Below are 14,142 nucleotides of genomic sequence, written 5' to 3' on the forward strand. Positions count from 1 at the left end.
GTTCACTCGAGTGCGTCGTCGAGACGGGCTCGTTCGCTCGTACAGTCGATCGGGGCCCACGCCTCGAGGTCGTAGCTCACGTCGAGCAGGTGCCGGATACGGTCGTTCGAGCCGGATTCGAGCGCCTCGTCGGCGGCGCGTGCGAAGCGATCGCGGGTTCGCTCTCCGAGGCGTTCCCGATCGATCGTTCGGGGCTCGACGTCTAAGATGTGTGGCAGGTCCTCGGCGTGATCGGGTGGTGACGGAAACGCCGTCGGACCCGCGACCAAAAGCGGCTCGGTCGAGACGCCGTCCCCGTTGTCGTCCGGGGCCGTCCCCTCGTCGCCGGCCGCCGGTGGGACCGCCCGCTCGTATCGGACCAGGGCAAACGACGAACGTGCCGACTCGATCGCCGCCTCGAGCGTCGGCGTCTCGACCGAGCTGCCGTCGGTGCGGTAGGCGACCTCGGAGCAGGCACGCTCGAGTTCCGTTCGCGTCAACCCGCCAAAGAGGTCGACCAGGCCGGCGAGTTCGTCGGCGGTCGCGTCCATGCACGCCACATCGGCGGCGGGAAAGATTAGCATTGCGGTGACAATCAGGCGCGCTTTCGACAGCGGCCGATCAGTTCGACCGCTCGAGCGAGAGCTCTTCGGTCTCTACTCCTGCCCGTTCGGCCCGTTCGTTGGCGTCGATCAACCGCTCGAGCTTGGCCTCGAACTCCGACTCCGAGAGCTCGCCGGCGGCGTATCGGTTCTGAAGTCTCGTCACGGGATCGGATGCGTCCGGGGCGTCGTCCCTGTCCGAACGCGTTCCGACGCGCTGGGTGAGATACCACGCGAGAAAGACGCTGGCCAGGAGCAAGGCGGTGATGGCGACGGCATACAGCGGTCCAGCAAAGAGCAACGCCATGATGATCACGACGTCCGCGAGCACGAACTTGATCGCGAAGATCTCCGTGAGGCTGTACTCCCTCCCCATACGGTAACGTACGGCCACGACGGGGATAACTGTGCAGGCCCCGTGGTGCTCACACCGGACCGTAGGCTACTCGTCCGGAGCCGGCCGCGCCGCCGCCACGACCACCTCGGGTGCAAACGGCGCGTCCGTCCACGGCGGGAGTCGTCGGTCGGGACCCGGCGGTTCGATCGCCTCGGCGTAGCGGGCGAGTTGGTCCCGTTCGGCCGCTGGGTCGTATTCGAGGCCGTTGAACGCCGCGTCGGCCCGGTAGCGCTCGATCAGTCGCCGGCCCGTCTCGCGGTAGCGCCCGGGCAACGTCTCGTAGTCGGGCTCGAGTCCGCCCTCCTCGAGTACGCGAAAGAGCGCGGCGGCGACCTCGCGGCTCATCCCCTCGAGGCCGGTGTCGCCGGCGACCGACCGGTGGTCGTGTTCGTGACGGCCGAGATCGACCTGGGCCGTCCCCTCGAACCCGGCGTGAGCGTAGGCGTCCCCGAGCGTGGCGATCTCGAGTCCCCAGGCCCGCGGCGGGCGAAGCCGTCGGACGAGGTCGGCCGTGGCGGCGAACTCCCCGGCGAGTGCGTACCGGAACGACTCGAGGTAGTCGACGATCGGCTCGTCGTGAGCGTCTGTGAGTGCCCGCACGAGCGGTTCGTAGAACAGCCGACAGAGCCGGCCGTAGAGCCGGTCGTTCTCGACGCGGGCGTAGTAGCCCTTCGCGAACGTAAACCCTTGCTCGAGGGGGGCGACGAGCCGGGCGACGTGGTCGGCCTCGTAGCTTCTCGCGTCCGCGTCGTGGACGACGACCCGATCACAGGCAGTAGCCGCCGGCCCGAGTGCGAGCCAGACGTCTCGCCCCTTGCCGAACCCGTTCGCGAGTCCGGCCTCGACGAGCAGGTCCCCGACGGCCGGCGCGTTACACCAGAGCACCCGCAGGGAGAGCTCGAACGACTCGAGCCACTCGCGAAACGGCTCGATGCGATCGGGGGCGGCACGGACGGGGACGTAGACGGCGGCGGGATCGAACCGCTCGAGTTCCGAGAGCACGCGTTCGGCGGCGAGACTGGCGTGCTCGCGGTCGGTCATCGGGACGACGACGGCGACGTCGTCGGCCGGTCCCGTGACCGAGGACGGCCTCGTCCCGAAGTCATGAAGCGTCGCGATTCGCTCCTGGATGTACTCCATCGGTCGATGGTTCGGGCGAACGGTGAAAACGGCCACGACTTCGACGACCCGTCACGACCTGTTCTCCGCCTCGAAAATCTGTGAGCGCGTTGTGGCTCCCCACCGCTTCGATCAGCTCGGCCGCTCCGCTCCGAGCTCTTCCGTTTCGGTCTCGGTGTCCGCAGCTTCGTGATACGTGTCGACGCCGAGACGGGCACTGATGGGACACGTCCGGGTCAGGGCAGTGCCGAGCAGTACCAGTCCGACGACGACCGCGAGAGCGGCCAGCGCGGTTCCGAGTGCGATCGCACCGCCGACGGCGGCGAGGCCGACGACGAGCAAGACGAGGCCGACGACGATTCGAAGACCGCGGTCGTATCCACCGACGTTTTTCTCCATGGTTTTGACACCGACTACCGATAGGACCGACAACGATATAACGTGTGTGTGATATTCTGTGTCACAGTCTCGGCGGGAGATAGATCGCGATTACGACACCGGACAGTTACGATTCCCGAACGTCGGTCTCGCCGGTACCGGCGCTCGAGTGTACCCGCTCGAGCGTTTCCCGGACCCGGTCCCAGTGGCTCCCCTTCCAGAAGTGCTGGCCGCAGTCCCGACACCGCCAGACGGCTGTTTCGGCGAGGTCGGGTGCGTACTCCGGCGTCGAGCCGCTCTCGACGCGCTCGAGGTCGCCGTTGCACGCCCCACAGTAGGTCGGTTCGGACTCGAGTTCGAGGTCGATCCCCGCCGCGGCGAGTTCCGCGAGCTGGCCCTCGACCGGGCGGGACTCGAGTAGGATCGAGCGTTCGGCCCGTGTCGCGAGGTCGACGTCTCGGGTGACGATCGTCCGACCCTCCTCGCGGGCGACGTCGCGGATCGCGTCGTCTGCCTCGAGGGCGCGGTCGCCGGTGTAGACGGTGTCGTGACCACACATCCGGAGGTAGGAGACGACCCCGCCGCACATGAGGTCGACCAGCAGTCGCATTCTCAGTGGAGAAACGCCTGCAACTTCTCGATCGGCCACGTGTTCATCACGTCGTCGGCCTCGGCCCACCCCCGGCGGGCGGTGTGAACGCCCCAGCGCATGTACTCGAGCGTCGCTGGCCGGTGAGCGTCGGTGTTGATCGCGATCGTCGCCCCCTCGTCTACGGCCGCCTGGACGGCACTGCCCCAGAGGTCGAGCCGGCGCGGATTGCCGTTGACCTCGAGGGCCGTCTCGTGGTCGGCGGCGACCTCGGCGAGGACGCCCGCGTCGAAGGAGAGTCCCTCCCGGCGGTTGAGCAGCCGCCCGCTGGGATGGCCGAGCACGTCGACGGCGCGGTTCTCGATCGCCCGGACGAGCCGTTCCGTGGCCGTCGAGGCGTCCTGACCGAGGCCGCTGTGTGGCGAGGCGACGACCAGGTCGAGCGCGTCGATCACGTCCGCCGAGAGGCCGATCTCGCCGTCGGCGTCGACGTTCGCCTCGATACCGGCGAACACCTCGAGGTCGGAGTTCTCGTCGACGGTCCGGATCTCCTCGACCTGCTCGAGAATCTCGTCCTCCGAGAGCCCCACGCCGCCGACGACGCCCGGCCCCTCGGCGTGGTCGGCGATACAGAAGTAGTCGTAGCCCCGTTTCTCGGCGGCAGCGACCATCTCCGCGATCGTGTTGTTGCCGTCGGACCACTCGGTGTGGGTGTGGAGGTCGCCACGGACGTCCGCCCGCTCGAGCAGGTCCGGCAACGCGTCGCGTTCGGCCGCGTCGATCTCGCCGCGGTCCTCGCGTAACTCGGGTGGAATCCACGGCAGGCCGAGTGCCTCGTACATGCCTGCCTCGGTCTCGCCGGCGACGCGGTCGCCGACGCGCTGGCCCGCCTCGTGATCCGCGACGTCCGAGACGTCGAAGGCGCCGTACTCGTTGAGCTTCATTCCCCGTTCGATCGCGTAGTTCCGCAGCCGGACGTTGTGGTCTTTGCTCCCCGTGAAGTACTGCAGCGCCGAGCCGAACTCCTCGGGGGAGACGACCCGGAGATCGACCCGCATCTCGCCGACCCTGACACTCGCTTTCGCCGGCCCGGACTCGATCTCGCTGTCGACGGCGTCCCACTCGAGGAGTGCCTCGACGACCGCCTCCCCGCGGTCGGTCGCTGCCAGGGCGTCGACGTCCCCGATCGTCGCCCGCCAGCGACGGATCGAGCCCGCCACCGCACAGCGCTCGACGGCCTCGAGGCCCTCGAGGTACGCGAGCACGTCGTCGGCCAGCGGCCGGGCCTCTCCGAGTAGCTGGCGAGTGCCGACCTCGCGGGCGAACTCGAGGTTCTCCAGAATGTTTTGCTCGGTCTTCGGGCCGAACCCCTTGACCTCCTGGATCTCGCCGGCCTCGGCGGCCTCCTCGAGGTCGTCGAGCGTCTCGATCCCGAGTTCGCGATAGAGTGTCCCGACGGTCTTTGGGCCGACGCCCTCGATTCGGGTGAGATCGGCCATCTCGACCGGTAGCTCCGCGCGCAGCTCCTCGAGTTCCTCGATCTCGCCCGTCTCGACGTACTCGATCAGCTTTGCGGCGATGGCCTCGCCGACGCCGTCGATGTTCTCGATCGCCTCGCGATCGTCCGACGCGACGTGATCGGCGATCGGCACCGGGTAGGCGGCCACGTTCTCGGCCGCCCGGCGATAGGCCCGGGGTTTGTACTCGACGTCGTCGGCCTCGAGCAAGTCCGCGAACGCCTCGAGCCGGGCGGCGAGTTCGGCGTTGGTCGTCATCGCCCCCTCCGTGCGGACGCGTCGTCGTCCTGGCCGAGCGCCTTCTTGAGGAAGGACATCCACCGTTTCCTGTCGGCGGCCTCCGTGGCCTGCTGTTCGCGCTCGAGGTCGGTCGGGCCGAGACTCTCTAAGGCGTTCAGCGCCCGATCGATCCCGATGACGCTTCTGGCGAGTTCCTCGCCCTCCTCGCGGTCGATGTCGCCCTCTTCGATACGCTCGACGCGCTCGAGGCGCTCGCGTCGCAGGTTCCGCTTGGCCTGCTCGACGCGGTCGCGCTCGCCCGCGGGCACCGTCTCACGGCGCTTGATCTCGAAGACGAACGTCCGGAGGTCGATCTCCTCGCCCTGGACCTCGATCGTCTCCGGAATCTCCGCGCCGACGGTCGCGCCCTCCCGCTCGACGCGCTCGAGCAACTGCTTTCGCTCGTACGGTTGCACGCCAGAAACTGGGTGGTGCGGGGCAAAAAATATACCGCGGCCGGCCCCGTCCGGAGCGTCGGGCTAGAAGGTCGACTTCAGCCGATCGAAGAAGCCCTCGCTGACCTCGATCTCCTCCCCGCCGGCCTCGGCGAAGGCCTCGAGCGCCTCGCGCTGTTCGGCGTTTAGGCTCTCGGGGGTGACGACCTGGACCGTCACGTAGAGGTCGCCATGACTGCGCCGCTGGAGCCGGGGCATCCCCTTGCCCTCGAGGCGGAACCGCTCGCCGCTTTGGGTGCCATCGGGGATCTCGAACTCGACTGCGCTGTCCAGCGTGGGCACCTCGACGGTGTCGCCGAAGACGGCCTGCGGGAACGAGATCGGCAGCCGGTAGTAGAGGTCGGCCCCCTCGCGGTCGAACTCGTCGTGGTCTGCGATCGAGACGTCGATCAGCAAGTCGCCGTGGGGGCCGCCGTCGGGACTTGGTGCGCCCTCGCCTTCCATCCGTAACGTCTGGCCGTCGTCGATTCCCGCGGGTACCTCGATCGACAGCGTCGCCTCCTCGCGGACGTAGCCCTCGCCGCGACAGTCGCTGCAGGTCTCGGAATACAGCGTCCCCTCGCCCTCACAGCGCGGACAGGTCGTCGTCTGCTGGACGCGGCCAAGCGGCGTCTGCTGGACCTGGGTGACCTGGCCCCGACCCTGACACTCGGGACAGGTCCGGGAGTCGGCCTCGGGCGGATGACCCATGCCGTTGCACGTCGCACACTCCTCCGGTCGTTCGACGGTGAACTGCTTCTCTGCGCCGTCGTAGGCCTCCTCGAGATCGATGTGGAGTTCGGTCCGGAGGTCACGACCCTTCCGTGGTCGCGATCGGCCACGCCCGCGGCCACCGCCGCCGAAGACCTGCTCGAAGATGTCCCCGAGGCCGCCGCCACCGCCGCCCATGCCGCCACCACCCATGCCGCCGAACGGGCCGCCGCCCTGGCCGGCGTCGCCGGCGTCGAAGCCGTGCTTTTCGGCCTGTTCGTACCGGTCGTGGCCCATCCGGTCGTAGGCTTCCCGTTTCTCCTCGTCGGTCAGAACCTGCTTTGCCTTCTGGATCTTCTTGAACTTCTCTTCGGCGTCGGGGTCGTCGCTGACGTCCGGATGGTACTCGGTAGCCTTCTCTCGGTAGGCCTGTTTGATCTCCTCGGCCGACGCGTCCGGACTCACGCCGAGCACGTCGTAGAAGTCCTCGCTCATTCGTTGTCACCCGATAATCCGTTGACCCACTTGAAACGACCGTTCCCGAGACGCTCGAGTTGCGTCGGACTGCGATCGGCGACCTCTCAGAAGAGACGCCACGCGCCGAGTGGCTAACGGTGGTCGATCAGTTCTCGTCGTCTTCGTCGTCTACGTCCTCGAAGTCGGCGTCGACGAACTCCTCGTCACCAGCGCCGGCATCGGGGCCCATATCGCCCATGCCGCCAGGGCCAGCGCCTGCGCCGGGACCGGCACCAGCACCCGCAGCACCGGCACCAGCACCCGCAGCACCGGCACCAGCACCCGGGCCAGCACCGCCGGCACCCGCTCCGGCGGCGTCAGCGTCGTACATCTGCTTGCCGATCTCCTGGAGTTCTTTGCTCAGCTCCTCGGTCGCCGCCTCGATCTCCTCGGCGTCGGCCTCGTCGTCGTCGATCGTCTCCTCTACGTCTTCGATCGCCGCTTCGATCCCCTCTCGCAGGTCGTCGTCGACGTTCTCGTCGTTTTCCTCGAGTAAGGTCTCGGCGCGTTGAATCGTCGCCTCGGCGGTGTTGCGCGCCTCGATGCGCTCGCGGCGTTTCTGGTCTTCCTCGGCGTGTTCTTCGGCCTCCTGTTGCAGCTGTTCGATCTCCTCGTCGGAGAGGCCGGCACCGCCTTCGATCGTGATCTCCTCGGCGTTACCCGAGCCCTTGTCTTCGGCGGAGACGTTGACGATACCGTTCTCGTCGATGCTAAAGGAGACCTCGATCTGTGGGGTTCCGGCCGGGGCTGGCGGGATGCCGGTCAGGTGGAACTCCCCGAGCAGTTCGTTCTTCTCGGCCAGTTCGCGCTCGCCCTGGAAGACGCGCACCTGCACGGAGGTCTGGTTGTCCGCGGCGGTGGTGAAGATCTTCGACTCCTCGGTGGGAATCGTCGTGTTCTTCTCGATGAGCCGTTCGAAGAGGCCACCTTTGACCTCGATACCCAGCGACAGCGGCGTGACGTCGAGCAGGACGATGTCGTCGACGTCGCCGCTCAAGACGCCACCCTGGATCGCCGCACCCAGTGCGACGGCCTCGTCGGGGTTGACGTTCTTCTGGGGCTCCTTGCCGGTGAGTTCTTCGACCTTCTCGGCGACCTGGGGCATCCGGGTCGAGCCACCGACGAGGATGACCTCGTCGATGTCGTCTTTCTCGTAGCCGGCGTCCGCTAAGGCCTGCTCGGTCGGTTCGACGGTTCGGCCGATGAGGTCGCTGGTCAGGGACTCGAACTTCGCGCGGGTGAGCGATTTCTCGAGGTGGATCGGGCCGTCGTCGGTCGCGGTGATAAAGGGCAGGTTGATCTCCGTCTCCTTGCGGCTCGAGAGCTCGATCTTTGCCTCCTCGGCGGCGTCTTTCAGTCGCTGGAGGGCCTGGCGGTCCTCACGGAGATCGATGCCGTGGTCGTCCTCGAACTCCGCGGCGAGCCAGTCGATGATCGCCTGGTCCCAGTCGTCGCCGCCGAGGTCGTTGTCCCCGTTCGTGGCGACGACCTCGTAGACGCCGCCACCGAGGTCGAGGATGGAGACGTCGAAGGTGCCGCCACCGAGGTCGTAGACGAGCACCGTCTGGTCGGACTCGTCGTCGAGTCCGTAGGCCATCGACGCGGCGGTCGGCTCGTTGATGATCCGTTCGACCTCGAAGCCAGCGATCTCGCCGGCGTCTTTGGTCGCCTGGCGCTGGCGGTCGGAGAAGTAGGCCGGCACCGTGATGACGGCTTTCTCGACTTCCTCACCGAGGTACTCCTCGGCGTCGCGTTTGATCTTCTGGAGGATCATCGCCGAGATCTCTTCGGGCGTGTACTCCTCGTCGTCTATCCCGACGGTGTACTCCTCCTCGCCGATGTGGCGTTTGATCGAGGCGATCGTCTTTTCGGGATTCTGGATCGCCTGATTTTTCGCGGGTTTTCCGACGAGGCGCTCGTCGTCGGTGAAGGCGACGACTGAGGGCGTCGTCCGATCGCCCTCGGCGTTGGCGATAATCTCCGGATCGTCGCCTTCCATGACGGCGAAGGCGCTGTTCGTCGTTCCGAGGTCGATTCCGAGAATCTTGTTGCTCGCCATCTTGGCGGTAGTTACGCGCACTTTGTTTTAAAGCTTGCTACACGCACCTCTGGTGCGAATTAAATCCACGCCGGCCGTCGGCGAGGCGACCAGGGTGGGCGAGAAACGATCGGCTACGCGGTGAGTGAACCGGGAGACGAGTCGGTGTGGGGGCGACGGTACATCGTTACAGCAATCCGTCTCAGTCGACGAGCCAGCCGCCGTCGACGTCGACGGCAGCCCCGTGCATGAACGAGGCCTCGTCGCTCGCGAGAAAGCGGACGACACTGGCGACTTCCGCCGGGTCGGCGTACCGTCTGGCGGGCGTCGCCTGGACGAGTTCGTCGACCTCGTCGGGCGTCTCCTCGATCAGATCCTCGGTCATCCTGGTCTCGATGAAGCCAGGGCAGATGGCGTTGGCACGGATCTCGGGACCGTAATCGTACGAGAGCTGTCTGGTGAACCCGATCAGGCCGTGTTTCGAGGACGTGTAGGCGACGCCACCACCGCCAGCGACCTTGCCAGCGACCGAGGAGACGTTCACCACGACGCCTTCGGACTCGCCATCGGTGAGCGCCGGGAGAGCTTCCTTCGTGAGCAGGAACACGCTCTTCAGGTTGACGTCTACGATCGTATCCCACAGCGCTTCGTCAGCCTCCTCGAGCGACGCGAAGTCGTCGAAGACTCCCGCGTTGTTACAGAGGACGTCGATCGTTCCGTACGCCTCGGTCGCTCGATCGACGATCACCTCGACGCTGTCGGGATCGGCGACGTCGCCGACGACACTGATCGCCTCGCCGCCGTCCGCGTCGATCTCGTCGACGACCTCCTCGAGCCCGTCCTCGTCGACGTCGGTGACGACGACGGACGCCCCCTCGTCGGCGAATTCGAGAGCGACGGAGCGACCGATACCCGATGCACCACCGGTGACGACGAGAACGCTGTCGGCTATCGAGACCATGCCGTACGCTCACCATGCATCATGATAAGGCTGTCACACTGCCAACACGGGCGACGTCTCGACGATCGACTACGTCTCCGCGTCGTCGCTTTCTGCCGCCGATTCGTCGTCGCTCGAGTCGTCCTCCTCGGCGAGCGCGCCGTTGCTCACCGTCACCTGTGCGTCCTGGATGACCTTGCCGGCCATCTCGTAGCCCGACGTGTACACCTCGTCGATGGTCCCTTCCGGCAGGGCGCTGTCGACTCTAACCATCACCTCGTGGCGCTGTGGATCGACCTCGGTTCCGGGATCGGGGTCGATCTCTTCGACGTTTTCTTCCTCGAGTACGCGGTCGAACTCCCGCATCGTCATCTCGACGCCGTCGCGAAGCGCCTCGGCGTCGCCGCTTTCCTCTTCGAGAGCGCGTTTCAGGTCGTCCCGGACGTCGACCAGTCGGGTGACGAGGTCTTCTGTCGCCCGCTCTTCGAGCTGTTGCTGGCGCTTTTTCGCGCGTTTCTTGTAGTTCTGGAAGTCGGCCTTGGTGCGTTTCAACGCGCTCTCGAGGTCGTCGATCCGTTCGTCTTTCTCCTCGATCGTCTCGGCCTGGTCGTCGATGCGTTCGCGCAAGTCCGCCAGTTCCGCACGCTGGGTCTCGACCGCCTCCTCGAGGTCGCGGGCAGTTTCGACGATCGCGGAGACGTCGGCCGCGAGTTCGTCGTCGTACTCGGTGATCCGGTCGAGAACGCCTCCGGCTTCGACCGCCGACTCGTGATCGGCGTCGTCCGGGGCGTCCGCCGTCGGCTCGCCGTCGCTCGAGGAGTCAGACGCCGACGGCTCGTCGACGTCCGTCTCGTCGTCGGGTTCCGCCTCGGACGAGACACCCGAAACGGCCGAGTCCGTCCGCTCGTCTTCGCTCATGTCTCAGTCAAGGCACAGCGGTAATAAAAGGGTTGAGGTACGCCGTCGAACGACCGTCGTCGGTGCACCCACAGGCAGTTTCGGGATCCATCGACACCCGTATCGGGTAGTGGCATATATGTACTGTCCGCCCGGAACAGGTGATGTCGTGGACACGATCACGCTCGCCTACGAGGACGGGACGGTTCGCGTCGACGGCGACCTCGCCCGCCTCGAGTCGCCACCGTCGGTCCTCGAGCGCGACGAGCGAACGGGGACGTATCGCACCCCTGCGTACCGCTACGTCGACCTCCGCGTCGCGCTCGAACGAGCCGGCCTCGCGGTCGACGATCGCGTTCTCTCGTCTCCACCGCTTTCGGCTCTCGAGTCGGCGTACGAACTCCGATCCTACCAGCACGACGCCCTCGCCGACTGGTTCGACACCGACCGCTGGGGCGGGCTCGCGGACGTCCCCGTCGATGCGGCTCCCGCCGGCGTCCTCGAGCTTCCGACCGGCAGCGGCAAGACCGTCGTCGGGCTGAAAGCGATCGAACGCCTCGGGGTGTCGACGCTCGTGGTCGTCCCGACGATCGACTTACTCGAGCAGTGGATTCGAGAACTCGAGCAAGAGTTTTCGGTTCCGGTCGGACGTTTTGGCGGCGGCGAGCAACGCCGCGAGCCGATCACCGTCTCGACGTACGACTCGGCGTACCTCAAAGCCGACGCGGTCGGCGACCGGTTCGGGCTGGTCGTCTTCGACGAGGTACACCACCTCGGCGGCGAGGGGTATCGAGAGATCGCCCGTCTGCTTTCCGCACCGGCCCGGTTGGGGCTGACCGCCACCTTCGAGCGACCCGACGGCGCACACGAGGTGATCGAAGACGTCGTCGGTCCGCTCGTCTGTCGCGTCGACGTCGACGACCTCGCCGGCGACCATCTCGCCGCCTACGACGTCAAACGCCTCGAGGTGTCGCTCACCCCCGAGGAACGCGAGGCCTACGACCGCAACCAGGAGACGTTCACCGACTACCTCGCACGATCGACCCTCGAGCTTCGAAGCGGCTCGGACTACCAGGAACTCGTCAAACGCTCCGGGTCGGACCCAAGGGCTCGCGAGGCCCTGCTGGCCAAACAGCGCGCTCGCGAGATCGTCTACGGCAGCGAAGCGAAACTCGATGCGCTCGAGGGGATCCTCGCCGATCACGCCGACGATCGGATCATCGTCTTCACGGCGTACAACGACCTCGCATACGACGTCTCGGAACGCTTTCTGATCCCGGCGATCACCCATCGGACGGGCGCGAGCGAACGCCGGGAGATTCTGGAGCAATTCCGCGAGGGGACGTACTCGCGGGTCGTGACCTCGAACGTCCTGGACGAGGGCGTCGACGTCCCCGACGCGAACGTCGCGGTCGTTCTCTCCGGCAGCGGCAGCGAACGCGAGTTCACCCAACGACTCGGTCGGATCCTCCGGCCGACCGAGGACGGCCGTCGTGCGCTGCTTTATGAGGTCGTAAGCGGCGACACCGCCGAGGAACGGATCGCCGACCGCCGTCGGTGACCGCTATACTATCGGACGTAACTGTGTGAAGATTCGCGCCACCCCGGGGCGGCGCGAATCTTTCACGACTTACGTCCGGCAGTATACTCCCCCGCTGCGTCGGCCGTCCGTCGTTCTCTCGCCGGTGGTGTCTTCGACAGCAACTTCCCCCACAGCATGCGGTTGTTCGCGACCCGGCCGTACGCCCACTCCCTGACGGCGGTGTAGTCGTCGAACCGCCGCAAGAACTCGATCGCAGGCCGGAGCGGTCGGCCGACGGTCGATCGGACGAACGCTTCTTCCATCGCGGCTCCACAGGAGTATCGCATCTCGGGCGTCACCAGGTGGGCACACCGATCGTAGTCGTCGGGAAGCTCGTCCCGGAGTTCCGACTCGAGGTCGGAGAAGCCGACGATCGGCACGTCGGAACGCGCCTCGAAGAACTCGGCCCACCAGGTGCAAAAGCCGCAGTCGTCGTCGTACACGAGAAGCGCGTCGCTCATGGACCGGTGTACCACGGCCGACGACTAATAGGTGACACTCGACCTCTGTGGTCCACGTTCGGGTGACTTTTGCCCTCGAGTCCCCCACCGACGGGTAGATGCTGACGAAGGACCTGCTTCGCGTCTCCCGGGCCGGCGGCGGCTTTCACCCACAGTTCGCCGGACGCGAGCACCGGCCGCTCGCTGCGCGGGTCATCGGCACCTTCCAGGGCCACGTCGAGAAACCGCGGGCGACCCTCGAGTCGGCCCTCGAAGACTGCGAGCGCGAGGCCGACGACTACAAGCTCGTCCGGGGGTTCAAGTCCTTGCTCGAGCGCGAGGCGACGTTCGAGACGCGGGCGGCCGTCGCTCCCGAACGTGCCAGGGAGGCGGCCTTCGAGGCGGCGGAAGCCGTCGGCGTCGTCACGGCCGACGACCGGGCGATGGCGTTGATTCGTGCCGGTGAATCGCTCGAGGTCTCAGCTGATGACATCGAGGGCGCGCTGTACGCCGACCTCGAGGAGCGACAGATTCTGGCGAGCGTCGACTCGCGGTGGGGTCCCAACGACCTGCTCGCCCAGTACAACCTCTCGCTTGCCCAGACCGCGCTGTTCGACGCCACCGAGATTCGGGTACGCTCGAGCGATCCGAAGGCGCTGGTCTCGGCGATCAAGCGCCTTCGGTTGATGTACGAGATCCACGAGACCGAACGCGGACGCGAGTTCGTCGTCACCGGACCGACGCGACTGTTCCGGGCGACCCGCCGGTACGGCACCCGCTTTGCCCGTTTGCTGCGGACGGTCGCGAAAGCCGACGAGTGGTATCTCGAAGCGACGATAGACGACCGTGGCACCGAACGGACGCTCTCGCTTTCGGACTCCGATCCCGTCCGCGTTCCAGATGCCGAGCCCGTCGCCGACGTCGAGTTCGACAGCACGGTCGAGGCCGACTTCGCCGGCCGGATCGAGCGTCTCGACCTCGAGTGGGAACTGCTGCGTGAACCCGAGCCGCTGGCGACGGGGACGCGGGTGATGATCCCCGACTTCGCGTTCGAGTACGCCCACGACGTGTCCTCCGATCCTGAGACGGGGAGTGGCCCGTGCGACCACGACCACGACACCGACCGCCGTTTCCGGATCTACCTCGAGATCGTCGGCTTCTGGACCCCCGAGTACGTCGAAAAGAAACTCGCCCAACTCGAGGACGTAGAAGACGTCGACCTGCTGGTGGCGGTCGACGAGAGCCTCGGCGTCGGCGAGGAGATCGAGGCCCGCGACCACCGGGTGATCACCTACGCGGATCGAGTCCGGGTCAAAGACGTCGTCGACGTCCTCACAGAGTACGAACGGGAGCTGACTGCGGCGAACGCCGCCGCCTTGCCCGACGAGCTCGTCCCCGACGACGACGACGTCGTCACGCTCGCCGAACTCGCCGCCTGTCACGGCGTCAGCGAGGCCGCCCTCGAGGGGAAGCGATTCCCGGAGCACGACCGCGTGGGTCGGACGCTGATTCGGCCGTCGGTCCTCGAGACCGTAGACGACGAACTCGAGCCCGGCATGCGCCTCGCCGAGGCCGAATCGGTCCTCGAGGCGGTCGGGATCACCGACGCGAGCGCCGCCCTCTCGTCGCTCGGGTATCGCGTCGAGTGGGAAGGGCTCGGTGGCGGCATCGTCCGGAAGCAAGAGTGACAGTCCGATCGAGATGCCTCAGCCGGACGTCGGCCG

The 14,142-nt window shown here is 66.8% G+C and carries 14 protein-coding genes; 2 read left to right on the forward strand and 12 right to left on the reverse strand.

Going from position 1 to position 14,142, the window contains the following annotated elements; all coding sequences use genetic code 11:
• Positions 1-2: 2 nt before the first annotated feature.
• The 11 genes from QQ977_RS14575 to grpE form a co-directional block, all read right to left on the reverse strand.
• Positions 3-530 (reverse strand): DUF7109 family protein, encoded by a 528-nt coding sequence (locus tag QQ977_RS14575; protein WP_285926495.1) that lies wholly within the window; start codon positions 528-530, stop codon positions 3-5.
• A gap of 70 nt (positions 531-600) precedes the next feature.
• On the reverse strand, positions 601-957 hold the full coding sequence (locus QQ977_RS14580; RefSeq protein WP_285926496.1) for an SHOCT domain-containing protein: 357 nt from the start codon (positions 955-957) through the stop codon (positions 601-603).
• A gap of 66 nt (positions 958-1,023) precedes the next feature.
• Complete coding sequence (locus QQ977_RS14585) at positions 1,024-2,118, reverse strand: glycosyl transferase family 2 (RefSeq protein WP_285926497.1); 1,095 nt, start codon at positions 2,116-2,118, stop codon at positions 1,024-1,026.
• A 111-nt stretch (positions 2,119-2,229) separates the two neighbouring features.
• Positions 2,230-2,496 carry a YgaP-like transmembrane domain gene (locus QQ977_RS14590; protein WP_285926498.1) on the reverse strand — a complete coding sequence of 89 codons (267 nt, stop codon included), beginning with the start codon at positions 2,494-2,496 and terminating at the stop codon, positions 2,230-2,232.
• A gap of 106 nt (positions 2,497-2,602) precedes the next feature.
• Positions 2,603-3,085, reverse strand: coding sequence for a Mut7-C RNAse domain-containing protein (locus QQ977_RS14595; protein WP_285926499.1), 483 nt, complete (start codon positions 3,083-3,085; stop codon positions 2,603-2,605).
• Positions 3,086-3,087: 2 nt separating this feature from the next.
• Positions 3,088-4,839: a DNA polymerase/3'-5' exonuclease PolX gene (gene polX, locus QQ977_RS14600; RefSeq protein WP_285926500.1), complete on the reverse strand. Its 1,752-nt coding sequence runs from the start codon at positions 4,837-4,839 to the stop codon at positions 3,088-3,090.
• Positions 4,836-5,276 (reverse strand): DUF5788 family protein, encoded by a 441-nt coding sequence (locus QQ977_RS14605; RefSeq protein ID WP_285926501.1) that lies wholly within the window; start codon positions 5,274-5,276, stop codon positions 4,836-4,838. Before QQ977_RS14605 ends, polX begins: the two co-directional genes overlap by 4 nt.
• A 63-nt stretch (positions 5,277-5,339) precedes the next feature.
• On the reverse strand, positions 5,340-6,500 hold the full coding sequence (gene dnaJ, locus QQ977_RS14610) for a molecular chaperone DnaJ (RefSeq protein ID WP_285926502.1): 1,161 nt from the start codon (positions 6,498-6,500) through the stop codon (positions 5,340-5,342).
• A 127-nt stretch (positions 6,501-6,627) separates the two neighbouring features.
• Positions 6,628-8,580: a molecular chaperone DnaK gene (dnaK, locus tag QQ977_RS14615; protein ID WP_285926503.1), complete on the reverse strand. Its 1,953-nt coding sequence runs from the start codon at positions 8,578-8,580 to the stop codon at positions 6,628-6,630.
• 181 nt (positions 8,581-8,761) lie between these two features.
• Positions 8,762-9,520 carry an SDR family NAD(P)-dependent oxidoreductase gene (locus tag QQ977_RS14620; RefSeq protein ID WP_285926504.1) on the reverse strand — a complete coding sequence of 253 codons (759 nt, stop codon included), beginning with the start codon at positions 9,518-9,520 and terminating at the stop codon, positions 8,762-8,764.
• A 69-nt stretch (positions 9,521-9,589) separates the two neighbouring features.
• Entirely contained in the window at positions 9,590-10,417 is an 828-nt protein-coding gene (grpE, locus tag QQ977_RS14625; RefSeq protein WP_285926505.1) for a nucleotide exchange factor GrpE, read from the reverse strand.
• 118 nt (positions 10,418-10,535) lie between these two features.
• Between grpE and QQ977_RS14630 the strand changes: the two genes are divergently transcribed.
• The gene (locus tag QQ977_RS14630; protein WP_285926506.1) at positions 10,536-11,957 is read left to right on the forward strand and encodes a DEAD/DEAH box helicase; all 1,422 of its coding nucleotides are present in this window, start codon (positions 10,536-10,538) and stop codon (positions 11,955-11,957) included.
• A 62-nt stretch (positions 11,958-12,019) separates the two neighbouring features.
• Here the strand turns inward: QQ977_RS14630 and QQ977_RS14635 are convergent, their stop codons facing one another.
• Positions 12,020-12,439, reverse strand: coding sequence for a DCC1-like thiol-disulfide oxidoreductase family protein (locus QQ977_RS14635; protein WP_285926507.1), 420 nt, complete (start codon positions 12,437-12,439; stop codon positions 12,020-12,022).
• 98 nt (positions 12,440-12,537) lie between these two features.
• Here QQ977_RS14635 and QQ977_RS14640 point away from each other — a divergent pair, with 98 nt between their 5' ends.
• Complete coding sequence (locus QQ977_RS14640; RefSeq protein WP_285926508.1) at positions 12,538-14,106, forward strand: DUF790 family protein; 1,569 nt, start codon at positions 12,538-12,540, stop codon at positions 14,104-14,106.
• The last annotated feature ends 36 nt before the right edge of the window (positions 14,107-14,142 follow it).

This window comes from Natrialbaceae archaeon AArc-T1-2, assembly GCF_030273315.1.
Classification (GTDB): domain Archaea; phylum Halobacteriota; class Halobacteria; order Halobacteriales; family Natrialbaceae; genus Tc-Br11-E2g1.